This window comes from Phyllobacterium zundukense (assembly GCF_002764115.1).
Classification (GTDB): domain Bacteria; phylum Pseudomonadota; class Alphaproteobacteria; order Rhizobiales; family Rhizobiaceae; genus Phyllobacterium; species Phyllobacterium zundukense.
Genome location: NZ_CP017940.1, coordinates 1,237,225 through 1,259,106, shown reverse-complemented (window position 1 = coordinate 1,259,106; position 21,882 = coordinate 1,237,225). Strand labels below are relative to the sequence as shown.

Genomic DNA, 21,882 nt, shown 5'->3' with positions numbered 1-21,882 from the left:
TCCTAACGTCCCCCGATCCTGGTACTCAACACTATGGGCCTATCTGACAGAGGAAACTACGGAATGGCAACAGTCGCTTTTATTGGTCTTGGCGTCATGGGGTACCCGATGGCGGGTCATCTCAAAACACGCGGCGGCCATGACGTCACGGTCTTCAATCGCAGCAGCGAGAAGGCAAAGAAGTGGGCGGAACAGTTCAAGGGCGCTCACGCGCCGACGCCGCAAGAGGCTGCAGCGGGCAAGGATTTCGTCTTTTCCTGTGTCGGCAATGATGACGACCTGCGCTCCGTGACGATCGGCGAGAACGGTGCGTTTCACTCGATGAAGAAGGGCTCAATTTTCATCGACAACACAACCGCCTCTGCAGAAGTTGCACGCGAACTCGATGCGGAAGCGCGCAAGAGAGGCTTCCACTTTCTCGACGCCCCGGTCTCCGGTGGTCAGGCAGGCGCCGAAAATGGCGCGCTGACGGTCATGGTTGGCGGTGAGCAGGATGCATTCGACAGGGCTAAGCCGGTCATCGAATCCTTTGCCAAGATGGTTGGCCTGATGGGGCCAGCAGGCGCCGGGCAATTGACCAAGATGATCAACCAGATCTGCATCGCCGGCCTTGTCCAAGGCCTCGCGGAAGGTATTCATTTCGGCAAGAAAGCTGGTCTCGATATCGAAAAAGTCATCGAGGTCATTTCCAAGGGGGCAGCCGGTTCGTGGCAGATGGAAAACCGTCACAAGACCATGAATGCCGGAAAATATGATTTCGGTTTTGCCGTCGACTGGATGCGCAAGGATCTGGGTATTTGCCTCGCAGAAGCGGATCGCAACAATGCGAAGCTGCCGGTGACCGCGCTAATAGATCAGTTCTACAAGGACGTGCAGGTCATGGGCGGCAGCCGTTGGGATACATCATCCCTGCTGGCGCGGCTTGAAAAATAAGCCAAGCGCCTTGGTACCGGCCTGATATCCTCAGGCCGGCTCTTTCTCAATGCTCATATAGTCCAATGGCAATTCAGTGGTGTATTTGATCTGCTCCATGGCAAAGGCAGACGATACATCCCGGATATCGATCTTGGTGATCAGCCGCTTGTAGACCGCATCATAGGCGGCGATGTCCGGCACGACAACGCGCAGGAGATAATCGACGTCACCACTCATGCGATAGAATTCAACCACTTCGGGGAATTCCTGCACAACCTCGGAGAAGCGCTTCAACCACTCATTGCTGTGTGAACCGGTGCGGATCGAGACAAATACGGTCACTCGCGTGTTGACGCGAACCGGGTCCAGAACCGCAACCCGGCGCTGGATTACACCGTCTTCTTCCAGCTTCTGGATACGGCGCCAGCATGGCGTGGTCGAAAGCCCGACTTTCTTGGCGACATCAGCCACAGCAAGCGTTGCATCCTCCTGGAGGAGGCGGAGAATTTTTCGGTCGAGTCTATCCATGTTTGTCATCCCTGTGGAATGGGATACTTTATGGTCCGATAATCAACGAGCGTACAAGAAAATTATTCCAATCTTTTCAAATTTGAAAAAAATTTCATCCCAATAGCTAGGAAATTAGAATCCTGACCTTCTCCCTCAACACTGGTAGAACGTTCTGCGCGAACCACGGATTCTTCTTCAACCAGACATTGTTGCGCCAGGAGGGATGCGGCAAGGGCAGGATCGAAGCTCCGGATTCCACTTCGAAATATTCTCGCCAGTTCGATACCGTTTCAGTCATGCTGGCACGACGGCGCCGGCCAAGGTGATAGGCCTGCGCATATTGGCCGATCGTCAGGATGAGCTCGATTTGCGGCATCAGTTGAAACACGCGGTCATGCCACGTCTCGCGACATTCCCGCCGCGGCGGCAGGTCGCTGCCATGCGCATCATAACCCGGAAAGCAGAAGCCCATGGGCACGATGGCAAACTTGTCCGGATCGTAGAAGGTTTCCCGATCGACACCGAGCCAGTCACGCAGCCGGTCGCCTGAAGGATCGTTGAATGCCAGACCAGTGTTATGGACGCGAATACCTGGCGCTTGCCCGCAAATGACAATTCGCGCCGTCGAAGAGACCACGCACACAGGATTGGGTTCGTTGGGTAAAGGCGGACCAAAACGCGGTGCATCCCGGCAAATCCGGCATGCCTTGATCTCAAACGACAGGGCTTCGAGAGCTGGCAGCACGTTCGTCAAGCTCATGCCTTGGCGCTTGGCCGGCTTGATACAGCATCATGCCACCGCCGAAGATGAACAAGCTCGTCGGGTAACGTGATTCTTGCAGGCTTGAGAAAATCGATAGCCACTAGCAGCGTGATATCGGCAATCGAGTATGTGCTCCCTGCGATGAATTCATTCGTCGCCAACTGATCATCCATGATTTTCATGAAAGCCGCAGCTTTCGGCCTATTGGCCTCTCCCCAGGCAGGAACTTGCGGTATCTCCCATTGGATCATCGCCGGATGGGTATGCCGGAAGGCGGCGGTGACTGCGGCCATGAGGTAGAGCTCGACACGGCGGTTCCACATCTCCACCTGGGCCTTGCCGACTGCTCCCGTGCCAAACAAGGGAGGTTCCGGATGGAGCTCTTCGAAATAGCGCGAGATCGCCACGGATTCGGTAAGAACCGTGCCATCATCAAGCTCCAGTATAGGCAGACGCTGAAATGGATTGAGCGCGGTGATCTCCGCGGACTTGTGTGCCATGGCGGACATATCGACCGGTATCATTGGCACTTCTATGCCTTTTTCAGCCAGGAAAATTCGCATGCGGCGCGGATTGGGCGCGCGGCCCCCATCATAAAGTTTCACAGTAGTCCTCCCAGTAGTCGGTTGATCAAGTCAAATAATTGGTCGACCAAGTCTGCCGGTCGATTGGGTTGCTGTTGTGACGGTTCCGGCAACTCCTCGTGCTCCTCGCGCCAATCCTGCGGCGTCTCGAATTCACTGCCCCACAGACCTTTCTTGGTCCGGCGAGCCTGCATTTCGGCGTCATGATAATCGCCATATGCGATGGCCTGTCCAGCCTCGACCATTGCTTGGTTGAGGTTGACTTCATCGATGAAGCAGGTTGCAAGGCTGCGATTGTATTTGTCGTGGCCTTCTCCTGCACATCGCACCGGCCTCCCCCCGATCAGGCGTATCAACGTCTGCCGGGAACCCTGGCCGCAGGCGCTGGTCGCCGAGGCAGCGCCGCAACTTTGGGTGAGCTCTGGAGCGTCGATACCCTTGAGCCGAATGTGGTTGCCGGAAATCGAGATCGTATCGCCATCGATGACATAGGCCTTGCCGACGAGTGATTCCACTGGTTCCCGTCTGTTGAGCTTGGCCGCCAGCAGAGCGACCAAGGCAAAGAAGATTGCCATCAGCATGAAATCCAGCACTTTACGAGCAAATGAGCGTGGTGCCGATGCTGGACGACGCCATCTGGGGCGGTAGCTGCGATAGCCTCTGCTCATCGGAGATTCATTGGAAGAAGAAGGTTCATATCCGCCTTTGGAGCTAATCCAATTGATGGCATTCGCTGCTTTGTTTTGAAGATCTCTTAATCATTTGTGAATAGGCTTGCGATGCAATGCTGCCACAAGTGCAGATCTAAGGCCATCTGGAACGAGGCGCATGGCATTACTCGACGCAACCACAGCAGACAAGAATATTGTTGATCGGCGGAAACTGCCGCGCAACAAGGATCTGTCGATGGTTATGCGAGGCGCCCGCGACCGGTTGATGGAGCGTGCGGGCATCAACCATTTCGAACGCGAATTGTTGTTCATGCACACGCGGGCACTCATCGTCAATTCGGCGACGATACCGCTTTTGATTGTCATGATCGCTGTTATCGGCGTCTTTTCGGGTTTTGGTAAGAGTATTATCCTCTGGGCGGGTTTCACGATCGCCCTCTATGCCATACTCGGACTTCTGGCACGCCGCCTTGCGAAGCAGGGCATTGTCAACGAACATATCCGGCAATGGCAGATGATCTATCTGGGCGGACATTTTATGACCAGCATAGGTTGGGCATATTTCGCCTATCTCGATTGCGCCGCCTGTGGAATTAGTCTTTTCCCGGTCATCAAGGCGGTGGTGATCATCCTCGCCATGGCTATCACTGCCATCGTTTCTTCGGCACTGCGCGCTGCCATCCTGGCAGCTTTCACCTTGCCGGTAATCACCTATACGCTTCTCGCATCCAATCATCTGGATAGCCCCCTTCTGGCCACCATGGTTGTCATGCTTTTTGCCGGTCTCGCCTTTTTCTACCTCGTCGCGACGCGGCTCAACCAATCTGTGGCGGTCACGCTGGCGCTTCAAGCAGAGAAGGACGCGCTGATTGCCGAGCTCGAGACCGCCAATGCAATGTCAGACGAGGGCAGACGACGGGCCGAGGAAGCCAATCTGGCCAAGTCGCGTTTCCTCGCTTCCATGAGCCACGAATTGCGCACGCCGCTCAACGCCATTCTCGGATTCTCGGAGGTGATGGCCAAGGAAGTGCTGGGTCCGATTCAGAATGGGACCTATCGCGAATATGCCAGCGACATCCATGCTTCGGGTGAACACCTGCTTAATCTGATCAATGAGATTCTCGACCTGAGCCGGATCGAGGCCGGTCGGTATTCAATCAACGAAGAACCCTTGCTGCTGACCGATATCGCCAATGAGTGCATCCACATGATGAATCTGAAGGCGCGCAACAAGGATGTCAGTCTCATACCTCAGTTTGAAACGGGTATGCTGCGCCTCAATGCCGATGAACGCTCGATCCGTCAGATTCTCCTCAACCTTATCGCCAACGCGGTGAAATTCACTCCGCCGAACGGCAAGATCCACATCAAGGTTGGTTGGACGGTCGGCGGCGGTCAATACATCTCGGTCCGTGACAATGGCCCAGGCATTCCACCCGAGGAAATTCCCGTGGTTCTGTCCTCGTTCGGCCAGGGATCAATTGCTATAAAGAGTGCTGAACAGGGCACCGGCCTCGGCCTTCCTATCGTGCAGGCGCTTGTCCATGTTCACGATGGCGAATTTCATTTGTTTTCCAAGCTGCGTGAAGGAACGGAGGCACTTGCGACGTTCCCGCGTATGCGTGTCATCCAGAGCACTCAAACATCCTCAAAGAAGCACAGCCAGAAAAAAGCTGCGTAAAATAGTCAAGTTCAATTTATTGTTATTTGCTCGTTATTTGGCAGCGCTGCATTGCTGTGTGCAGTGCAACAATCTGAACGGGACACGCAACAATGAATGCGAACGGAAACAACCGGGCTTTAATCATTCCCGCCCTTGGCGGAATCTACACAAACCTGGGCCAGCTCTCTGAAACAATCCTGCGTGTGATCACTGGCATCGCGTTGATCGTGCATGGCTCTGGAAAGATCGCGAACCCATTCGGTGCGGTAGGGATGGTCGAAGGCCTCGGGTTCTATCCTGGTGTATTCTGGTCGCCGCTCCTGTCCGTAACCGAGTTCGTGGGCGGTGTTCTTCTAACCATCGGCCTGTTCACGCGTCCGGCCGCTTTTGCTACGACCATTATCCTCGCCGTCACCATCTACTTCCACGGGATCGTCCAGGGTCAAGGCTGGGGCGGTGCCGAAAAGTCGATCCTTTGGACTGCCATCCTGTTCTTTTTCGTCATTCGCGGCGCCAGCAATTACTCTGTCGACGCGAAGATCGGCAAGGAATTCTAACCGACCCGAGAATCGAAAAGGCCTGCTTTCGCAGGCCTTTTTCTTAATCGCGATTACTGACGCCAGCCTGGTCGAACGTCGCCATGCCGCTGTGGCAAAGCGCAGCTGCCTTGACAATACCCGCTGCCAGCGCCGCGCCCGTACCCTCGCCGAGCCGCATTCCGAGATCGAGAAGCGGCTGCTTGCCGAGTTTCTCCAGAACCTTGCGATGACCCGGCTCCGCTGACACATGACCAAACAGGCAATGGTCGATTGCTTCCGGATTGGCTGCATGCAGAATTGCCGCCGCTGCCGTTGCGACATAGCCATCGATGATCACGGGGATTTTTTCGACGCGTGTAGCGAGGATCGCTCCGGCCATGGCGGCTATCTCACGGCCACCAAGACGCCGCAGCACCTCCAGCGGATCCTTGAGATGTGATGCGTGCAGCGCGACAGCGGCACGTACCACATCGGCCTTGCGCTTCAATCCCTCGCTGTTCGAACCAGTACCGGGACCAACCCAATCTTCCGCCGTTCCACCATAGAGCCCGTGGAAAATCGCTGCCGCAATCGTCGTATTGCCGATCCCCATTTCGCCAATGCAGAGTAGGTCAGTGCCGCCGGCAATCGATTCCATGCCGAATGCCATGGTCGCGGCACAGGTCTTTTCGTCCATTGCCGCTTCTTCGGTGATGTCGGCAGTCGGGTATTCCAGCGCGAGATCGAAGATCTTCAAACCGAGATCATTGGCGATGCAGATCTGATTGATGGCAGCTCCGCCCGCAGCGAAATTCTCCACCATCTGTGCCGTGACAGACGATGGATAGGGCGAAACCCCCTTGGCAGTGACGCCGTGATTGCCGGCAAAGACGGCAACCAGCGGCCGTGTCACCTGCGGGCGCGCACGCCCGGTCCACGCAGCAAGCCATTCGACAATCTCTTCCATGCGCCCGAGCGCGCCCGGCGGCTTCGTCAGCGTCGCGTCGCGCTTGCGCACAGCAGCGACAGCAGCCTCGTCAGGTCCCGGCAATGTCTCGATAAGAGTGCGAAAATCGTCAAACGGCAGGCCAGTGGTCATGACATTCCTTGTGATCAAGTCTTCATGGCAAATTAGGAACACCCGTCCTATAAGCGCTGGAAGAGAAAACGCAAAGGTCAACACACGGCACAGAGTGTCGCGACCCTTCGATTCAGAGGTTTTTAGTATGGAATTGGTCAAGGAGACGATGCGGGCGCTAGCCTTTCTCTCGCGCCTGCCCGTCTCGCCGCGCTGGTTCGTCGGATACAGTGGTTCTCTTCATGACACGGTGCGCGGCTTTCCTTTGGCGGGCGTTCTCATCGCCCTGCCCGCATCGATCGTATTGCTCGTCGCGGTTGCGCTCGATCTGCCTGAAATCGCCACCGCGTTGTTTGTGATCGTGGCCTTGATCATTACCACCGGCGCGCTGCACGAGGACGGACTGGCCGATGTCGCCGACGGCTTCTACGGCGGGAATTCGGTAGAGCGACGGCTCGAAATCATGAAAGACTCGGCAATCGGTTCCTATGGCACACTCGCCTTGATTATTTCCGTCCTTATGAAAACAGCACTGTTGGCGACGATTGTCGATAGAGTTGGTCCATTCCAAGCGTTTGTTGTCGTAGTTGGAACAGAGGCTGCAAGCCGGGCGACGCTTGTCAAATTCTGGCAGAGCCTGCCCTCCGCGCGAGCCGGCGGCGTTGCTGACCAGGCAGGAATCCCAAATGCTGAAGACGCCAATTTTGCCCTGTTCCTCGGTGCGGCCGTCCTTGCGATCAGCTATGGCACGGCGGGCGGACTATTGGCCGTCATCATTGCCGCATTTCTGACCGCACTCGTCTACCTCGGCTTTTTAGGGCTATGTCGGGAGACGATCGGCGGTCAAACAGGCGATACATTGGGCGCAATGCAGCAGCTCGCGACAATTTCACTTCTGCTCGGGCTTGTCATTGCAGTTTAACCGTACCAAATCTGTGCAATGAATTCCATCGAGTCACCCTGCATTCTCGTCTGCGCTATCGATATCAAGACCGGCTATTGCTTCGGTTGCGGGCGCACGCGCGAGGAAATCGGCGCCTGGTCGATCATGTCACCGGAAAATCGTCGCACCATCATGGCTGGCTTGCCTGCCCGGCTTGAAACGGTCGAGCGGCGGCCGCGCCGCGAAACACGGCGAAGCCGAATGGCTCGCGAAAAGCAGCAGGAGGTTTGATCAACGATGAGCCGCCTGTTCTGGATCATCATTGCACTCATCGGCGGCACTCTCCTTCTGCTGATGGCAAACAACGACAGCGGTTCCACGCTCGGCATGGCCAATGACGACTTTGCCCGCTTCGCCTACATGGGTATCTGGGGCATTGTCCTTGCCTCGGCTCTCCTCGGCTCCGGTATTCCGCTCAGCCATTTCCTGCGCAGCATGGCTATTTGGCTCATTATCATTCTGGGCCTCGTCGCAGGTTATCAATATCGTTATGAATTGCAGGATGTTGGCCACCGTATTACGGCGGGTTTGATTCCCGGCAGCCCAATCTCCAACCGCGATAGCGATGGTCTGGTTACCGTGACACTAGCCAAGGCGGACAATGGTCATTTCGAGGTCAGGGGCGAAGTGAATGGCGCGGCAGTGCCCTTCATGATCGATACGGGCGCATCGTCGATCGTGCTCTCCGCCAACGATGCGCGTAGAGCAGGCCTCAACCCAGACAAGCTTTCCTACAAAACACCGATCACGACTGCCAACGGCACGACCACGGCCGCGAATGTCACGCTGGACAGCATCAAGATCGGTGCCATTGAACGCCGCAATATCCGCGCGATGGTAACCCAGGATGGCCGTATGGACGGCAGCCTACTGGGCATGAATTTCTTGAACACGCTCAGTGGTTTTTCCGTGCGGGGCGACCGGCTGGTCCTGTCTGACTAAGCCGCCTCATCAGCGAACGAGGTCTGAATTACCCCATACGCCCGGCGAATAACAGCGCTATCAGCGTTAGCTTGATTGGCATCGGTCGACAGTATCTGACGCCAGCGCCGGGCGCCGGGTGCCCCATGAAACAGGCCAACCATGTGCCGCGTGATGTGCGACAGCCGCCCGCCCCGCGCAATGTGCGCGTCCGCATAGTCGCACATATGATCGATGATCGCATCGAGCGAGGATGAGGCGTCCTTGCTGCCATAAACCGTGGCATCGACATCGAGCAACAGCATCGGATTGTTGTAGACAGCGCGGCCAAGCATGACGCCATCTACATGATTCAAATGCTCAACTGCTTCACCGAGCGTCTGAATACCGCCATTGATCCCGATGAATTGACTCGGATTTTGCCGTTTCAGACGATAGACGCGATCATAGTCCAGCGGCGGAATATCGCGGTTTTCCTTCGGCGAAAGCCCCTTGAGCCAGGCCTTGCGCGCATGAACCCACAACGCATCGGCTCCGGCGTTGAAAACACCTTGGGCGAGTTCGTCGAGGGCCACTACCGTATCCTGATCGTCGACACCTATGCGGCACTTGACCGTCACCGGAAGTGCGACCGCCTGCTTCATTGCGTGCACACATACAGCAACGACACTCGGCGTCTGCATGAGGCAAGCACCGAACGTGCCCGATTGAACACGGTCGGATGGGCAGCCGACATTAAGATTGATTTCCTGATAGCCCATGGCCTCACCGATACGCGCGGCTTCAGCCAATTTGGCTGGATCGGACCCACCCAGCTGCACGGCAACGGGATGCTCGCCTTCCGCAAACCCAAGAATCCTCTCGCGATTGCCATGGATCGCGGCATCGGCAACCACCATTTCGGTATAGAGCAATGCATGGCGCGTGAACTGCCGATGGAAGGCGCGGCAATGCCGGTCCGTCCAGTCGATCATCGGCGCTACAGCAAAGCGATTGTGCTTGTAGTCGTTGTATTTTTCCGCCTTTTCAATCACTTGCCGTCAATTCCGAAATGTCTGTTAGCCCGCCGTTTCGACTGTTTTTGACCGTTTCCACTTATTCGGTACTACATTGTCGTACCGTGGGAACTATAGTACCTACCGAGAAAGCGAAAAAATGGCACGATCGGGTACACCGGTCAGATCGTCATAAAGCGTAAAGGCGTTATTGTCCATCGAGAGGCCAAGACCTTCGATCAACAACAGGCGGCATCGGCTTGGCTCAACGTCGAGAGACCGAACTTTCGGTGCCAGGAGGTCGAAAGAGCAAAAACTTCTGGCGTGACTCTCGACAATGTCATTGACCGCTATATCAAGGAATCACCCAAGGTTCTGCCACTCCAAATCCGCCTAGTACCACCAGGATTCCAATCACTATCGTGGAGACGCGAGAACAAGCAGCGCGTGAAAACCAACGACGAGTCGCGAGGCTCAGCCAACCATCAACGAGTACGGTCCGGCGACGTGACGGGGTTGGGGCTACGTAACTCATCCATCAAAGGTGCTTCGGCGGTTCCCACACTTCATCGGGATTCGGCAGCGGTGTCTCATCCGGCGAATGAATTGGCGGTGGTTCTAGCACTGGCGGAAGTGGTCCAGGCTCGGGATCAGGGATAGGCGGTTCGCTAGGCATTGGCGGCTTCGGTTCCGGTTCCGGACCAGGTATTGGATCACCCATATCAGTTTCTCCTTGTGATCGGGTCTTAACTAATAAGCGCCGAGGAATGTTCCGCTGGCTCACCAACTCAGTAGCACACACTCCTTGCATACAACCAGAGATTGAGTATCATTTGGTGACAGAATGATGGTGGAGACCGATCATAAGTAGCAGTCGAAACGCTTTCATGGAGCGGCTCAAGGGCGTGATCGCCGAATATGAAGCCATCGCTTCAGCGCTTGAATCCGGTCACGACAAAATCCATCGAACGTCGCGCTACGGCGAGAAGGAAGATATCTCGGCCCAGACTGCGGACCACTACCGGCGTTTGCTTTCCCATTATAGGGAAGTCGTGGCCCGCCACGAGGCGAAAAAGAAATAGGGGGACCCGCAATGACCGTAGTCCGGCCTCATTTACCCAGAAGCCATCCAGATCGTTTCAGCGAGTGCCAAAGGGCAATTGAAGACTATGTGTTTGAGCTGCTTGGAGACGCCATCGAGGCGGGATGGAGCAAGGATGAGATTTTGGCAGCGATCATCGAAGTGGCGGACAATACCACTCTAGCGATACATCAAAATGTGCTGCTGTCCGTGGAAACGGAAATGAAAAAATTAAAGAAAAAAGGTAACTGACGACCACCCCTCAAGCACGGAAATCAAAACGACAGCAAATCTTGACTTTGCAGCACGACACTAAGCGCAAGCCGTCGCGCGGCTCTGAGATGAAAAAGCCCGCCGACGGTGATCCCGATCGGCGGGCGCAGCAACCTAGCGGCTAGCTATTATTTGGCTGGCGTTTCCGGCAAGGCTGGCGCAGATGCATCAGGCTTGGTCGCGCTCGTTTTCATCGGATCTGCAATCCCCTCCGTGAAATTGGCGGATCGGTCAAACTCTGGAGCAGCGCTGAGCTGATCTTTGGTGGTGTTGACTACCAGCCAACTGTTGCCATCACTGCGGGTGGAGACTTTAAGCTGGGCAGGTGCCATAGCGACATCCTTTTCGCCAACGCCAAGGAACCCGCCAACACCGATAATAGCTGCTTGGACCATACCATCGGGGCCAATCACCAAGTCGTTGAGCTTGCCAATCGTCTCGGCGTTATCGCCATCGCCGTTATAGACGGCCTTGCCGAGGAACCCGGAAGCAAGTATCTGCCCCTCGGAAGCCTTGGTTAGCGATGAAACGTCCGGGGTCGCCGGAGCCGCTGCCATCGGTTTGAACAATTCCTTGTTTGTCACCGTAAGGGGAGCCGGGGTTTCTGCCGGTGCAGGCGCTGTCTGACTCAACGCGGTGCCGGACATGAGTGCCACGCACGCCGTGGCTGCGATGAGAGTTTTGATCATTGCATTTCTCCGCTTGTTAAGAAATTCCTGAGAATTTCCCAAGGATTTCTATCTATTCCACAAAACGCGCCAATTGTGCCGGATCATCCGGGGTAAGAACGGAGGCCACAGTAAGTGGGGCCCAGATTGCCCACGATTTTGATCATGAACGATACTGAGCCCCTTATCGGGATGACTGTTGAACTCGCTCAACGCTTTCCCGACATTGGTAAAACTCATTTCAGCAACAATGGTTCCCAAACAATGCTGGCCAACGTAAACAGTATGTCTGCCAGCAGACAATGACACTAGGCAAGTCGACGGCTTGGTCTTTTGCCGTGTAAATTCCATGCAGATGATATTATGTACGGCAGACGCACCTGCAAGCTCGGGCCTTGGACTGGAAGGGAGCGATCAATGGCAGCAATTATCACAATGCGACATGCGGTGTTTGGCATTGGCGTGTTCGCCGCCCTTTCGGGCGCTCATGCTGAAAGTTACGCTGAAATCTTATTTAAGGAGAAGTTCGAAGTTCACATCCGGGAGATGGTTGCAGACGGCATCACTCGTAAGAATGCCGATTACATCGCTTACGCTGCCCTGGCACGTAGTTCGTACGAACTGTGTGGCGATCACCTGTTTCCGAAGAGTTTGGCATATAGCAGCTACCAACAATCGCTCGAAGAGACATCGCTACCGCAGACGGTAGTTGATCGGCACATCCGCGCTTTTGAAGGCATCATGAAGGCAGAGTTTCAGGATCAGCGGGCACTCATGCAATATTGCGGATCAAAGCCATAAGGCGCTAGGCCCTGCACATCAACCGGCCAACAACGCCGCATTAGGCCTCCAAAAAAGGGAGGAGCACAAAGGCGCGGGTGGGGAACCCGTTGTCGTACTTGTCTCTCGCTCCTCCCAATTGGCCAACCACGAAGGTCGGGGCATTTGGGGGTGCAGGGTCGCTCTTCGCAGCTAGCCAGATCACAATACACCCATGTGGCGTGCCGGTCTGTTCATCGAAAGGCTTAGCTGGATCGGGTTAGGGTTTTCTAGGTGTGTCGATAACCGGGCCGATGGCGAATACAGAGTTCAGCAGGAACCGACCGATAAATCTGGGGAACCAGGATCATTCGCCATCGAATTCCCGCTGGACCCGAATGACGAGTTCAGGTTTACGGACATCACGATCAACCACTCTGTCTCGTCCGAGGAATTCCCCTTTAAGGCAATACATGGGCATCACGCCGATTATGGTGAGGTATATTTGATGTCCAGCCTTGAGGCTGGAATTATAATTTACAACGGAGACATAGGCTCAGGACCATCCAATGATATCCCTACACTGGTGATAGTTCATGACGATAACCAAACACCGGCGCGTCTTTTATCAAACATTGACCCCATGTTTGTGATTTTGCCGAGCATGCCGCCCAGCAAAAAGGGGGAAATGGAGAGAGGCGTTTGCGTGACCACCTCTCCTCTCAAATTAGGCTGACCATTTAATCGGGGGATGATTTGGTCAAGGTCGGGTCACCTCGCGGTCAGTACTGCGAGTATACCTGCTCCGGGTTGCGGTATGTGTGGCAAAATGTTCAACCGAAAAAAGGGGAGGAGCCAAAGACGCGGCTCTATGCGTATCCGGCGACGGCTACGCTGGCGGCTAAGAGCGATTGCATCCCGTCTGGATGGTTGTCCGCCATGTATGGTTCATGCCGTTGCAAGGCCCCATACAGCAACAGCGCGAAGACCAGCGCAAGGCCTAAACCTATTGCAATGAATGCGGTTCTATCGAGCATGATGCAACCCTCCATGACAATCTGCATTAAGGCACCGGTGCCCTCAGGGCTGGCATCGGGGAAGTCTAGAATGTGGGCCTCCAAAAAAGGGGGAGGAACGCGACACGACTTTTGAAAGGTGGAGGTTGTGGGCCTCCTCGTCTGCTGCTCCTCCCAAGCAATTAACCAACCGCGAAGGTCGGGGCATTTGGGGGTGCAGGGTCGCTCTTCGCAGCTAGCCAGATCAGAATACACCCGTGCGGAGTGCCGGTCTGTTCATCGAAAGGCTTAGCTGGATCGGGTTAGGGGTTTTCGAGGTGGAAGGGAAACAGGAGGCCAATTGCAATGTGCTCGGAGAATGCCATTGGCCCATTTGGATTTGAAAGTTGAAACGACTGAGAGTAGCGTCGTCCAGGCCGATGACGCCTATCACGGAACCATGGCAAATGTGGCTGGCCATACTTATTAAGCTTTTGGAAGCAGCCGGTATCGCTTGGCTGTTGTGGTTCCTATCGACAGGATCATACGTTGGTCTGCCTCTCGATGAAGAGAACGACGAAGCGCAGTGAGCCTATTTTGTGGATAGGAACGACACAAAATGCATATGAAAAAGCTCAATACAGTCCGATACGATGAACCGCGCGGTACTTCCGCCGGGCGACCTCTGGAAAACTCAGCACTGACACAAGATCAAGCCGCGGCTTAGGGCTTAAGGGCTGCACGTCATGGGGAGCGCTCGGCTTTGAGAAGCGCTTTGGTCAGGCATGGTACTGCAGCGAGCATAAAAGCGATGCTGAAGTCTAGGACACGGACTGGAACGGAGACGGTAATGGACATTCGATCTGCACTGACGGAGCTATGTGAGGCCTTCAACGCACACGATCTTGATCGGATCATGACGTTCTTTTCTGACGATTGTGTCTTGGAGATGCCAAGGGGCAGCATGTCTTGGGGTTCTCGTTTCGAGGGCAAACGGAACGTACGAGAAGCGCTGGCAGCCCGCTTTGAAGGCCTGCCTGATGTCCACTACGGCAACGAGGAGCATTTTGTGGATTTGGCGGCCGATACCGGCATCTCAAAATGGACCCTCACAGGCACCACCCGCGAGGGGGCGAGAATGGAGGTCCACGGTTGTGACTTCTACACGTTTCGCGACGGCAAGGTGATCCGCAAGGACTCATATTGGAAAATCGTGGAGTAACGTGTACGCAACCAGAACTACATGCTAGGACAGCATTGCTTTTGCACGATGCCGGGACCCGAAAGCAAAAGTGGGCAATTACCCAGCTTGCCACCCAGCTCGACGCCTACAGGCTTGGACCCTCTGTGCCGATCGGAAGAAAGGTAATTGGCGACCTCACAGCGTGCTCCCCAAGCAGCACCCTGACTGAGTGCAGATCATTTCGTATGATCTTGCGTGCTGAGGGAGATTGGCAAATAAGTAAGCGGCAGATATTTCGCCCGATACGGGACCACCATCTACGACGTCGTGCCGGCTGCCGTTTGGCCATCGAAGATCGCATGCTTGAGCTGTTGGGAGATGCCATTGAGGCAGGATGGACGAAGGAAGAGGTCCTGGCAGCAATGATCTAGGTTGCGGATGAGACCGCGCTGGCGATGCATCAAAATGTGCTGCTATCCGTAGAATCAGAACTGCGAAAACTGATGAAGAAAAAACGTAACTGAAAAAATGCGATTTTGATGCGGGCTTCGCATGCTACCTGGTCTTGGCTCTCAACAGGTCCGCGACAAATACGGTTCTGATAAGTTCACCAGGCTCGTTGTATATGCGAACCACCCAAGCGGTCGGATCGCATCCTTCTACATCCATCAGGGTCTTTCTTGCTGCCTTTTTGGCGGCAACAATCGCTGCTTTATGATCGGGGAACTCGATTGGCGTTACGTCTTCAAGTACAGCCCCCTCTTCAAAAACAAAACGAAACAGCGGCATGATTTGCCTCGCACTCATCTACCTACAGTGAACTCGCTGCTGTATAATTCGTTCCGTCAAGATGTCTGAAACCCCATCAAAACCCACCTATCCCGTGCACTTGGAGAAGCCGGCTGCCGGACTGTTCGAACACTATTGCATGCACCCAGACTGCAAGGTGTTGGGTGCGTTCGGTTTTGAAAAGCGATACGGTCAGGAATGGTACTGCAGCGAGCACAAGCGGGATGGTGAGGTCTAGCGCTTTGCACTCCGCGCCAAACCTTTGAACCGCGCTGATGCCGCCCGCGTTGTAGGCTTCGGCAAGAGCTACCTCGAGCGCAGAGAACGCTTCCGGTTCCAGGTGCATCGCAGCTATGGCGCCGCTGATGTCGCCCTTCTCCAGCCTCTCAACCACAATGCGAAGGGTAATCGCAGACTTGATTGCCTCTATGCCCCCAAGGAAGGCTTCTGCCAACATGACATCGTACTTATCGAGCAGTTGTTCGAAGATACTGCGGTTGGTTGCCATCAGTTACACTTCTCTCGGGAAGATAAGCGCTTGATCATGATATGTTACTTCCATTGTCATGGCCGAGAAGGTAATAGCCACGCATGTCCAGCCAATTATCATCGCTAGAAAACGCCACCAAATACCTCACGCCTGCCGACAGAGATCAGTTCTTCAAAATCAAGCGTGAGATGGAAAAATCCGGAGCCTCGAAGAAAAGCATCGAAGAGCGTTTGCACGCTTTTATGTGGGAAGTAGTTGAGTCTGACGATGAAGACGAAGAGGACGAATAGCCAAGACTTACTATTCCTCACTGCCAGCAGAATTGAGCGACATTCTCATAGAAAAAGGCGGCCCCTAAGAGCCGCCTTCTCCTACCTCAGAGCAGGATACTTGCTTAGAGGCGGAAGATTGCCAGTGGGTACCAATACCCGTCATTGTGGCGACGATAGCCGCGGCGTTGTTCGCGATAACCACGGTGGCCATTCCAGTATCCGCGCCGATCACGACGGCTCTCGTAGCGATGTTCCCGACGATCACGACGGTTCTCGTATCGATCATCGCGGCGATCCCGGCGATCCCAACGCTTCTTTCTCTCATTCGGATATTCATAGCGCCTGTCGTCACGGTACTGGACCTGCACGACGTTTGAAGCAGTCGGAACGCTCTGCGCAGCAATTGGTGCCGCGAATGCCGCACTAAGCGATGTCAGCCCCATGAAGACGGCGAGGAATCCCGCAGTAAATAACGAAACAATTTTTTTCATTGTAACTCCTGTTAACAATGCGCTGAGTGGTGCGCCTTTGACTGTTAACGGAGCATGAACGGAAATTGTTAGTTCCTGGCTGGTTTAGCCTCTCGTGAGTGGATAGGCGCCGACGTATCCCACCAGCTTAGAATACCGGATCAAACGTTACGAAACATTAAGAAAAATCTCGTTGCGAGGCCTCGATGTTTGCGCGAGTTTCGAAGGCCCATAGAAGAATTTTGAACTGGAGCATTCAATGTCCGCCACAGCATACTCGCCCATTCAAAAGGCGCTGCACTGGACACTCTTCATTCTTATACTTGCCATATATGGTCTGACGTACGGCGATAGTTTGTTTCAACGAGGTGATCCAACGAGGGATCTCGCATGGTGGTTGCATATCTCATTTGGCCTATTGCTGGCTGGATTAGTGTTGTGGCGAGTTGGATTGCGATTGTCTAAAGGTGCGCCAAGACTTCCCTCGTCGATGGGTGACGCTGAACAAGCTCTTGCCAAGGCTGCACACCTCGCGCTCTACGCGCTGCTGATAGCCATTCCCTTGCTCGGAATTCTGTTGACCTGGTTTAGAGGTGACGCGCTGAGTTTCTTTGGTTGGTTCACCATCCCAGCACCCTTTTCGCCGGATCGCGATCTAGCCCGATCAATCAAGGGACTTCACAATCTCTTCGCCAACGGAATATTGATCATTGTAGGAATTCATGGCTTCGCAGCCCTTTGGCACCATTTTGTTCGCAAGGATGACATTCTGAAGCGCATGCTTCCAGCGAAGTCTAACCTCTCGCCTGAACCTCAAAATATACAACCATCCTCGCCGGATTGAGCGGCATGACGCGAATGATTGTCTGGGACATACCGCCGATAATCAGCTTGTCCGTGGTTGTAGGAACGATCGCCAAGCCTTTGGCAGCAATATAGACTTTCTTGTCGCTGGCCCTGATTAGCGTTCCGTCGATGTCCTTGTTGTCAAACTTGAGAACCGCAAGGACGCACGGGAAGGGCGTTGGTACCGCCTCGCCCGGATCCCATACTGGACCACTGCCCGGCATATCGCGAACGATTGATCCAGCCTGTCCGAACTTTTCGAGCAAACGCAGCGCAATAATTGAACGACGTCATGTTGCGTCCTTTGCATTGGATCGAACTGCCGTATCATGCGTTGGGGCAACGGGGCACAACCGGAGGAAACAGTTATGCACGCAGCCAATCTGCAACTTGAAGGTCTCTGTCTGGCTATCGCTTCCATTAACCGTTTGCTGGTTGCAAAGGGCGTTGTCACACAGGAGGAGTTGGACAATGCGTTCGAGAAAGCAGAAGCCACGGCACGGGGCGACAATCGGTTTGCCGGTAACATGTCATCTGCAAATCGGGACGCCGTTTGCTTTCCTATAAGAGTTCTTCAAATCGCCAACGATACTGGCGCGGAAACGCCATGGTCATTTTCAGAACTTGCCAAGCTCGTCGCAGGAACCAAAGAGCCCTATGACAAACAAAGCTAGACGGCCAGAATGCCTGGCCCGGCCGCGCTGCACGATGGCAACATGGTTGAGGCGGATATTCTTCTGGATGGCGTCGTAGGCCTCGCCCGATGGTGTGGTACCGGCAGTGAAATCAAGGTCACAGGTGCAACCCGCACTCAATTCCTGCTTGCCGTTTTCGATGTCGGTAATGGCCGCTTCATCGCTGACCATGAGCGGGACACGGATGAAGATGCCCTCTCCCGTCACCTCATCGCCGGTCTGGCCGACGGCGTAGTCGCGCCAGTTCTTGGACGTGACATGCTCGTCAGGATGATCGTTGGTGACGGGTCGATGTGCAGCGCTCTTGAGCGTATCCTCGCTGAAGACCTCAGAGCCCGGGCGATAGACGCGCACCTGCGCCATGTCGGGCTTGCCGACCTCCGAGCCGAGATAGACCTGGATACCGGTTCGCGCGATACGAGCGTCGGCAACAAGGTAGCCGTCATCACACCGGCGCGTTCCCGCGACGGTTACAGCGTCTGTGAATTGCATGCGAACGTCCCTATTTATAGATTCAGTGAAGACGGATCGGAGGACAGCCATGGAAGCCAGAACCGCCACGCCCCAAGACCTCAGTCACGTTTTCGAGCATCTCGCTGCCAGAATGAGCCAGGACTATGCGACAGTGGGAGAAACCGAAGGCAAAGCAAAAGAGCATCTCCTCATGGACCTTAGAGAAGGCCGCGGTCACGCACTTGTCGAGGGAGGTAAGACGTTGGCTGTTATAACCTGGCATGAAAACGATGGCGTCGCTTACACGTCATTTGCTGCCGATGAAGAGTTCTTCAGTGCGAGAACAGTCCGGTTCTGCAAGCGTCATATTCGCAGAATTCAACAGCTTTGCGGTAATTCCCCAATCAGGTCCGTCAGTCGGAACCGTCCCGACATTGACCGATGGTTTGCTGTAATAGGATTTAGCAAGATCGAGCAGAGCGAAAACAGCGCCACTTTTGAGTTGCCGGCTCGTCTGGACTAGCCCGGAGCTTGTTTTCCTGGCGTTGCCGCGGCGATGATTTCAGCTTCGGTTGGTTCCTGTTCTGACAGCTTGCCGTATTCATCGATGAAACCATCTAGCCCCGGCAAGCTGCCGTCCTAGGCCGACTGACTAGTCTCTAGGTGTGCGGCCGCTTTTGGCCCATAGCGGCTATTCAGACTAGGGAAGCTTAACCCGATGTAACAGTAACGTACTTCTTTCAGTCAGCAGGAATTGCGACGATCAGCATGCGGGAACGTGGGGAACGCTGTCGACCGCCTGTAGCAAGGTGCAACTATTCGGGGGAACGCAACCATGGCCATGCGTCGTACAGGATTGCTGTCCGCTTCGCTAGCAGTCGTTGCATTCATATCTTCCGCTCAGGCGCAAGAGAGCGCAGCAGACCTGGCAAAGAAGCTCTCTAACCCCATAGCGTCGCTCATCAGCGTGCCATTCCAGGGCAATTATGACGGCGGCTATGGCCCGAACGATGGCAGTAAGTACACGATTAATATCCAGCCCGTGATTCCATTCACCTTGAACGAGGACTGGAACGTCATCTCACGCACAATTCTGCCAGTAGTCTGGCAAGACGACATTGCTGGACCCTCGGGAAGTCAATTCGGCCTTGGCGACATTACCCAGAGCCTGTTCTTCTCGCCGAAGAAACCCACGGCATCCGGCATCATCTGGGGTGTCGGCCCTGTCTTTCTTTTGCCGACCGCAACTGACGATCTGCTCGGCGGCGAGAAGTGGGGCGCAGGTCCCACGGCCGTTGTCCTCAAGCAATCCGGTCCATGGACATATGGTGCTCTCGCCAACCACATCTGGTCGTTCGCGGGTGATGATGACCGCCAAGACGTAAACTCCACATTCCTGCAGCCCTTCATTTCCTACACGACGCCGAAAGCCTGGACCTTCGCGCTCAATACCGAAAGCACTTACAATTGGGAGACCGAAAACTGGTCCGTTCCCATCAACTTCACGATTGCGAAACTCGTGAAGGTCGGGAAGCAGCCGATTCAATTGACCGCAGGCGTCCGCTATTGGGCCGAAAGCCCGAGCAACGGCCCTGACGGTTTTGGGGCGCGCCTGGCAGTAACATTCCTTTTTCCAAAGTGACGGAGATCGAACTCAACCAATAACACGAACGGGGGAACACCATGGCATCGATCCGAAGCAAGGTCTCATTACTGGCAATTCTTATCGCGGCAGCCACCTTGAACAACGACAGCATTGCCCTGGCTCAAAGTGCTTTCGAAGTACCCAAAGAGATCACCACGCCCGACAAGGTGGAATCCCGCATCGGTACTCTCGAATTCAAGGACGGAGCACCGAGCGCCGAAACGGCCAAGAAGGTATTCGACGCGCTTGATTTCACCCGCGGCTTGGACGCTTTCCTCAACAGTTACGGCGGTGCTTCGGCCTATGCTCTGCAAAAAGGATTCCAAAGCATCGGCGCAGACGACAATACGGTCGTCCTCTTTCCCGAATTGATGGATTCGAAGTCACTGTTCCTCACGGCTAACGCCGACACCGTCTACTACCTCGCCGTCGTTGACCTGACCAAAGGCCCCATCGTGATCGAACAGCCGCCGAGGGGGCTCGGCACCATCAACGACATGTGGTTCCAGTGGATCATCGACATCGGTTTTCCCGGTCCGGATCGCGGCGAAGGCGGCAGGTATCTGATCGTTCCGCCCGGCTATACCGGACAACTGCCGGACAGCGGCTTCCACGTTGCTCATTCGAAAACGAACAGGGTCCTTTACGGTGCCCGCGCTTTTCTCACGGACAATGACCCAAAGCCCACTGTCGATCTGATCAAGAAGCACCTCAAGATTTATTCCTACACACCCGGTGGCTTTGGCACGAGTATCGCCACGGCCCTTGGAGGCAACGTCAGGCTCGAAGCAAATCCCCCCGTTCCTGAAACAAAGTTCGTTGAAGCGAGCGGCAAGGCGTTCAATACTGTTCCTCCCAACGACTACTCGTTCTTCGAGATGATCAACGAAAACATTCAAGCCGAGCCGGCCGATTCCTACAATCCGGAACTTGCCGGACAACTGGCCGCCATTGGGATCGTCAAGGGCAAGGATTTCAAACCGGACGACCGAATGAAGAAAATCCTGACCGACGCCGCAGCTGTTGGCAACGCTGCCGGAAGGGTGCTGAACTGGAGAGCAAACGAGGTTCCCGGATGGGCCTACTATCCCGATTCTGCCTGGTCGAGCATGCTGTGGGAGGGCGGTGCGAACTTCGAAACCCCGCCGCCGATGATCACCAAGGAAGGTCTGTTTGACCCGTTGCCACCGACGGGCGCACGCACCCTCAACTCGAAAACGGCGTTCTACTACGGCTATACGCTCGATTCGCCGGGGATGATCATGCGGCTTCCCCGCGTTGGATCGCAGTATCTGATGGGTTTTGTCGATGCGGACAAAAGGGACCTCGAAGGCGGCAAAACGTACAAGGTGACGCTGCCCAAGGGCATCCCGGCAGAGGCATTCTGGTCGTTCACCGTTTACGACAACCAGACGCGTTCAATGCTTGACACACCACAGCGCTATCCGCGTGCGGGCAGCCAGAGCTATCCGTCACCCGCTGCCGAAGCCGATGCAGACGGTTCGACCACAATCTATTTCGGCCCGAAGCAACCGGAGGGTGTGGAACGCAGCAACTGGGTTCAGACGATGCCGGACAAGGGTTGGTTCACGATCCTGCGCCTCTACAGCCCGCTGGAGCCGTTTTTCACCAAAGAATGGCGCTTAAGCGAAATTGAGCCCGTCAAATAATCAATGAGTGCCATCGACTTTGGAGATCATAC

At 55.0% G+C, this 21,882-nt stretch carries 28 protein-coding genes and 1 pseudogene; 17 read left to right on the top strand and 12 right to left on the bottom strand.

Going from position 1 to position 21,882, the window contains the following annotated elements:
* The first annotated feature begins 63 nt into the window (after positions 1 to 63).
* On the top strand, positions 64 to 933 hold the full coding sequence (locus tag BLM14_RS06145; protein WP_099998571.1) for an NAD(P)-dependent oxidoreductase: 870 nt from the start codon (positions 64 to 66) through the stop codon (positions 931 to 933).
* A gap of 30 nt (positions 934 to 963) precedes the next feature.
* On the opposite strand, the gene BLM14_RS06140 is transcribed toward BLM14_RS06145, so the two are convergent.
* From BLM14_RS06140 to BLM14_RS06125, 4 genes are all read right to left on the bottom strand, one after another.
* Positions 964 to 1,443 (bottom strand): Lrp/AsnC family transcriptional regulator, encoded by a 480-nt coding sequence (locus BLM14_RS06140; RefSeq protein ID WP_099998570.1) that lies wholly within the window; start codon positions 1,441 to 1,443, stop codon positions 964 to 966.
* Positions 1,444 to 1,549: 106 nt separating this feature from the next.
* The gene (locus BLM14_RS06135) at positions 1,550 to 2,185 is read right to left on the bottom strand and encodes a uracil-DNA glycosylase family protein (RefSeq protein WP_099998569.1); all 636 of its coding nucleotides are present in this window, start codon (positions 2,183 to 2,185) and stop codon (positions 1,550 to 1,552) included.
* Positions 2,182 to 2,793 carry a glutathione S-transferase gene (locus BLM14_RS06130; RefSeq protein WP_099998568.1) on the bottom strand — a complete coding sequence of 204 codons (612 nt, stop codon included), beginning with the start codon at positions 2,791 to 2,793 and terminating at the stop codon, positions 2,182 to 2,184. The genes BLM14_RS06135 and BLM14_RS06130 overlap by 4 nt, the downstream gene beginning before the upstream one ends.
* On the bottom strand, positions 2,790 to 3,440 hold the full coding sequence (locus BLM14_RS06125) for a thermonuclease family protein (RefSeq protein WP_099998567.1): 651 nt from the start codon (positions 3,438 to 3,440) through the stop codon (positions 2,790 to 2,792). Before BLM14_RS06125 ends, BLM14_RS06130 begins: the two co-directional genes overlap by 4 nt.
* A 160-nt stretch (positions 3,441 to 3,600) precedes the next feature.
* Between BLM14_RS06125 and BLM14_RS06120 the strand changes: the two genes are divergently transcribed.
* A complete protein-coding gene (locus BLM14_RS06120) occupies positions 3,601 to 5,124 on the top strand; it encodes a sensor histidine kinase (protein WP_099998566.1) in 1,524 nt (507 codons plus the stop codon).
* A 92-nt stretch (positions 5,125 to 5,216) separates the two neighbouring features.
* Complete coding sequence (locus BLM14_RS06115) at positions 5,217 to 5,663, top strand: DoxX family protein (RefSeq protein ID WP_099998565.1); 447 nt, start codon at positions 5,217 to 5,219, stop codon at positions 5,661 to 5,663.
* A 43-nt stretch (positions 5,664 to 5,706) separates the two neighbouring features.
* Here BLM14_RS06115 and cobT read toward each other — a convergent pair whose 3' ends face one another.
* Entirely contained in the window at positions 5,707 to 6,723 is a 1,017-nt protein-coding gene (cobT, locus tag BLM14_RS06110; RefSeq protein ID WP_099998564.1) for a nicotinate-nucleotide--dimethylbenzimidazole phosphoribosyltransferase, read from the bottom strand.
* 127 nt (positions 6,724 to 6,850) lie between these two features.
* On the opposite strand from cobT, the gene cobS reads away from it, so the two are divergent.
* The 3 genes from cobS to BLM14_RS06095 are packed head-to-tail and all read left to right on the top strand — an operon-like array spanning position 6,851 to position 8,587.
* Positions 6,851 to 7,624, top strand: coding sequence for an adenosylcobinamide-GDP ribazoletransferase (cobS, locus tag BLM14_RS06105; RefSeq protein WP_157929483.1), 774 nt, complete (start codon positions 6,851 to 6,853; stop codon positions 7,622 to 7,624).
* Positions 7,625 to 7,642: 18 nt separating this feature from the next.
* A complete protein-coding gene (locus tag BLM14_RS06100; RefSeq protein ID WP_099998562.1) occupies positions 7,643 to 7,876 on the top strand; it encodes a DUF1289 domain-containing protein in 234 nt (77 codons plus the stop codon).
* Between the two features lie 6 nt (positions 7,877 to 7,882).
* Complete coding sequence (locus BLM14_RS06095) at positions 7,883 to 8,587, top strand: TIGR02281 family clan AA aspartic protease (RefSeq protein ID WP_099998561.1); 705 nt, start codon at positions 7,883 to 7,885, stop codon at positions 8,585 to 8,587.
* Here BLM14_RS06095 and dusA read toward each other — a convergent pair.
* The gene (gene dusA / locus BLM14_RS06090; protein ID WP_237143522.1) at positions 8,584 to 9,540 is read right to left on the bottom strand and encodes a tRNA dihydrouridine(20/20a) synthase DusA; all 957 of its coding nucleotides are present in this window, start codon (positions 9,538 to 9,540) and stop codon (positions 8,584 to 8,586) included. The genes BLM14_RS06095 and dusA overlap by 4 nt on opposite strands.
* 908 nt (positions 9,541 to 10,448) lie before the next feature.
* Between dusA and BLM14_RS06080 the strand changes: the two genes are divergently transcribed.
* Together BLM14_RS06080 and BLM14_RS30900 are read left to right on the top strand one after the other, a co-directional pair.
* Complete coding sequence (locus BLM14_RS06080) at positions 10,449 to 10,643, top strand: hypothetical protein (protein WP_099998559.1); 195 nt, start codon at positions 10,449 to 10,451, stop codon at positions 10,641 to 10,643.
* 11 nt (positions 10,644 to 10,654) lie between these two features.
* The gene (locus BLM14_RS30900; RefSeq protein WP_157929482.1) at positions 10,655 to 10,894 is read left to right on the top strand and encodes a hypothetical protein; all 240 of its coding nucleotides are present in this window, start codon (positions 10,655 to 10,657) and stop codon (positions 10,892 to 10,894) included.
* Positions 10,895 to 11,043: 149 nt separating this feature from the next.
* Here the strand turns inward: BLM14_RS30900 and BLM14_RS06075 are convergent, their stop codons facing one another.
* Entirely contained in the window at positions 11,044 to 11,604 is a 561-nt protein-coding gene (locus BLM14_RS06075; protein ID WP_099998558.1) for a PRC-barrel domain-containing protein, read from the bottom strand.
* Positions 11,605 to 12,000: 396 nt separating this feature from the next.
* Here BLM14_RS06075 and BLM14_RS06070 point away from each other — a divergent pair, with 396 nt between their 5' ends.
* Together BLM14_RS06070 and BLM14_RS06065 are read left to right on the top strand one after the other, a co-directional pair.
* Positions 12,001 to 12,384, top strand: a complete 384-nt coding sequence (locus tag BLM14_RS06070; RefSeq protein ID WP_099998557.1) for a hypothetical protein — start codon at positions 12,001 to 12,003, stop codon at positions 12,382 to 12,384.
* Between the two features lie 193 nt (positions 12,385 to 12,577).
* Positions 12,578 to 13,078, top strand: a complete 501-nt coding sequence (locus BLM14_RS06065; RefSeq protein ID WP_099998556.1) for a hypothetical protein — start codon at positions 12,578 to 12,580, stop codon at positions 13,076 to 13,078.
* Positions 13,079 to 13,211: 133 nt separating this feature from the next.
* Here the strand turns inward: BLM14_RS06065 and BLM14_RS06060 are convergent, their stop codons facing one another.
* On the bottom strand, positions 13,212 to 13,379 hold the full coding sequence (locus BLM14_RS06060; RefSeq protein ID WP_157929481.1) for a hypothetical protein: 168 nt from the start codon (positions 13,377 to 13,379) through the stop codon (positions 13,212 to 13,214).
* A gap of 808 nt (positions 13,380 to 14,187) precedes the next feature.
* Here BLM14_RS06060 and BLM14_RS06055 point away from each other — a divergent pair.
* Positions 14,188 to 14,559 (top strand): nuclear transport factor 2 family protein, encoded by a 372-nt coding sequence (locus BLM14_RS06055; RefSeq protein ID WP_099998554.1) that lies wholly within the window; start codon positions 14,188 to 14,190, stop codon positions 14,557 to 14,559.
* 516 nt (positions 14,560 to 15,075) lie between these two features.
* Here BLM14_RS06055 and BLM14_RS06045 read toward each other — a convergent pair.
* Positions 15,076 to 15,309, bottom strand: coding sequence for a DUF6894 family protein (locus BLM14_RS06045; protein ID WP_133123875.1), 234 nt, complete (start codon positions 15,307 to 15,309; stop codon positions 15,076 to 15,078).
* Between the two features lie 76 nt (positions 15,310 to 15,385).
* A complete protein-coding gene (locus BLM14_RS31505) occupies positions 15,386 to 15,817 on the bottom strand; it encodes a hypothetical protein (protein ID WP_204251994.1) in 432 nt (143 codons plus the stop codon).
* Positions 15,818 to 15,900: 83 nt separating this feature from the next.
* Here BLM14_RS31505 and BLM14_RS06030 point away from each other — a divergent pair, with 83 nt between their 5' ends.
* Positions 15,901 to 16,089 (top strand): hypothetical protein, encoded by a 189-nt coding sequence (locus BLM14_RS06030; RefSeq protein WP_099998550.1) that lies wholly within the window; start codon positions 15,901 to 15,903, stop codon positions 16,087 to 16,089.
* 104 nt (positions 16,090 to 16,193) lie between these two features.
* On the opposite strand, the gene BLM14_RS06025 is transcribed toward BLM14_RS06030, so the two are convergent.
* On the bottom strand, positions 16,194 to 16,562 hold the full coding sequence (locus BLM14_RS06025; protein WP_099998549.1) for a hypothetical protein: 369 nt from the start codon (positions 16,560 to 16,562) through the stop codon (positions 16,194 to 16,196).
* Positions 16,563 to 16,800: 238 nt separating this feature from the next.
* Here BLM14_RS06025 and BLM14_RS06020 point away from each other — a divergent pair, with 238 nt between their 5' ends.
* Together BLM14_RS06020 and BLM14_RS06010 are read left to right on the top strand one after the other, a co-directional pair.
* A complete protein-coding gene (locus tag BLM14_RS06020; RefSeq protein ID WP_099998548.1) occupies positions 16,801 to 17,385 on the top strand; it encodes a cytochrome b in 585 nt (194 codons plus the stop codon).
* A 370-nt stretch (positions 17,386 to 17,755) separates the two neighbouring features.
* Entirely contained in the window at positions 17,756 to 18,061 is a 306-nt protein-coding gene (locus BLM14_RS06010; RefSeq protein ID WP_099998546.1) for a hypothetical protein, read from the top strand.
* On the opposite strand, the pseudogene BLM14_RS06005 reads toward BLM14_RS06010, so the two are convergent.
* A pseudogene (locus BLM14_RS06005) lies at positions 18,059 to 18,574 on the bottom strand (DUF2213 domain-containing protein); the annotation flags it as partial. The gene BLM14_RS06010 and the pseudogene BLM14_RS06005 sit on opposite strands and share 3 nt — an antisense overlap.
* Before the next feature lie 49 nt (positions 18,575 to 18,623).
* Between BLM14_RS06005 and BLM14_RS06000 the strand changes: the two are divergent.
* The 3 genes from BLM14_RS06000 (at position 18,624) to BLM14_RS05990 (ending at position 21,850) form a co-directional block, all read left to right on the top strand.
* Positions 18,624 to 19,058 carry a hypothetical protein gene (locus BLM14_RS06000; RefSeq protein WP_099998545.1) on the top strand — a complete coding sequence of 145 codons (435 nt, stop codon included), beginning with the start codon at positions 18,624 to 18,626 and terminating at the stop codon, positions 19,056 to 19,058.
* A 318-nt stretch (positions 19,059 to 19,376) separates the two neighbouring features.
* Positions 19,377 to 20,177, top strand: a complete 801-nt coding sequence (locus tag BLM14_RS05995) for a hypothetical protein (protein ID WP_100001058.1) — start codon at positions 19,377 to 19,379, stop codon at positions 20,175 to 20,177.
* 41 nt (positions 20,178 to 20,218) lie between these two features.
* On the top strand, positions 20,219 to 21,850 hold the full coding sequence (locus BLM14_RS05990; protein WP_099998544.1) for a DUF1254 domain-containing protein: 1,632 nt from the start codon (positions 20,219 to 20,221) through the stop codon (positions 21,848 to 21,850).
* The last annotated feature ends 32 nt before the right edge of the window (positions 21,851 to 21,882 follow it).

Coding starts and splice junctions, on each gene's coding strand:
- BLM14_RS06145 (WP_099998571.1), top strand. CDS start 64: ATGGCAACAGTCGCTTTTATTGGTCTTGGCGTCATGGGGTACCCGATG.
- BLM14_RS06140 (WP_099998570.1), bottom strand. CDS start 1,443: ATGGATAGACTCGACCGAAAAATTCTCCGCCTCCTCCAGGAGGATGCA.
- BLM14_RS06135 (WP_099998569.1), bottom strand. CDS start 2,185: ATGAGCTTGACGAACGTGCTGCCAGCTCTCGAAGCCCTGTCGTTTGAG.
- BLM14_RS06125 (WP_099998567.1), bottom strand. CDS start 3,440: ATGAGCAGAGGCTATCGCAGCTACCGCCCCAGATGGCGTCGTCCAGCA.
- BLM14_RS06120 (WP_099998566.1), top strand. CDS start 3,601: ATGGCATTACTCGACGCAACCACAGCAGACAAGAATATTGTTGATCGG.
- BLM14_RS06115 (WP_099998565.1), top strand. CDS start 5,217: ATGAATGCGAACGGAAACAACCGGGCTTTAATCATTCCCGCCCTTGGC.
- cobT (WP_099998564.1), bottom strand. CDS start 6,723: ATGACCACTGGCCTGCCGTTTGACGATTTTCGCACTCTTATCGAGACA.
- cobS (WP_157929483.1), top strand. CDS start 6,851: ATGGAATTGGTCAAGGAGACGATGCGGGCGCTAGCCTTTCTCTCGCGC.
- BLM14_RS06100 (WP_099998562.1), top strand. CDS start 7,643: ATGAATTCCATCGAGTCACCCTGCATTCTCGTCTGCGCTATCGATATC.
- BLM14_RS06095 (WP_099998561.1), top strand. CDS start 7,883: ATGAGCCGCCTGTTCTGGATCATCATTGCACTCATCGGCGGCACTCTC.
- dusA (WP_237143522.1), bottom strand. CDS start 9,540: ATGATCGACTGGACGGACCGGCATTGCCGCGCCTTCCATCGGCAGTTC.
- BLM14_RS06080 (WP_099998559.1), top strand. CDS start 10,449: ATGGAGCGGCTCAAGGGCGTGATCGCCGAATATGAAGCCATCGCTTCA.
- BLM14_RS30900 (WP_157929482.1), top strand. CDS start 10,655: ATGACCGTAGTCCGGCCTCATTTACCCAGAAGCCATCCAGATCGTTTC.
- BLM14_RS06075 (WP_099998558.1), bottom strand. CDS start 11,604: ATGATCAAAACTCTCATCGCAGCCACGGCGTGCGTGGCACTCATGTCC.
- BLM14_RS06070 (WP_099998557.1), top strand. CDS start 12,001: ATGGCAGCAATTATCACAATGCGACATGCGGTGTTTGGCATTGGCGTG.
- BLM14_RS06065 (WP_099998556.1), top strand. CDS start 12,578: ATGTGGCGTGCCGGTCTGTTCATCGAAAGGCTTAGCTGGATCGGGTTA.
- BLM14_RS06060 (WP_157929481.1), bottom strand. CDS start 13,379: ATGCTCGATAGAACCGCATTCATTGCAATAGGTTTAGGCCTTGCGCTG.
- BLM14_RS06055 (WP_099998554.1), top strand. CDS start 14,188: ATGGACATTCGATCTGCACTGACGGAGCTATGTGAGGCCTTCAACGCA.
- BLM14_RS06045 (WP_133123875.1), bottom strand. CDS start 15,309: ATGCCGCTGTTTCGTTTTGTTTTTGAAGAGGGGGCTGTACTTGAAGAC.
- BLM14_RS31505 (WP_204251994.1), bottom strand. CDS start 15,817: ATGGCAACCAACCGCAGTATCTTCGAACAACTGCTCGATAAGTACGAT.
- BLM14_RS06030 (WP_099998550.1), top strand. CDS start 15,901: ATGTCCAGCCAATTATCATCGCTAGAAAACGCCACCAAATACCTCACG.
- BLM14_RS06025 (WP_099998549.1), bottom strand. CDS start 16,562: ATGAAAAAAATTGTTTCGTTATTTACTGCGGGATTCCTCGCCGTCTTC.
- BLM14_RS06020 (WP_099998548.1), top strand. CDS start 16,801: ATGTCCGCCACAGCATACTCGCCCATTCAAAAGGCGCTGCACTGGACA.
- BLM14_RS06010 (WP_099998546.1), top strand. CDS start 17,756: ATGCACGCAGCCAATCTGCAACTTGAAGGTCTCTGTCTGGCTATCGCT.
- BLM14_RS06000 (WP_099998545.1), top strand. CDS start 18,624: ATGGAAGCCAGAACCGCCACGCCCCAAGACCTCAGTCACGTTTTCGAG.
- BLM14_RS05995 (WP_100001058.1), top strand. CDS start 19,377: ATGCGTCGTACAGGATTGCTGTCCGCTTCGCTAGCAGTCGTTGCATTC.
- BLM14_RS05990 (WP_099998544.1), top strand. CDS start 20,219: ATGGCATCGATCCGAAGCAAGGTCTCATTACTGGCAATTCTTATCGCG.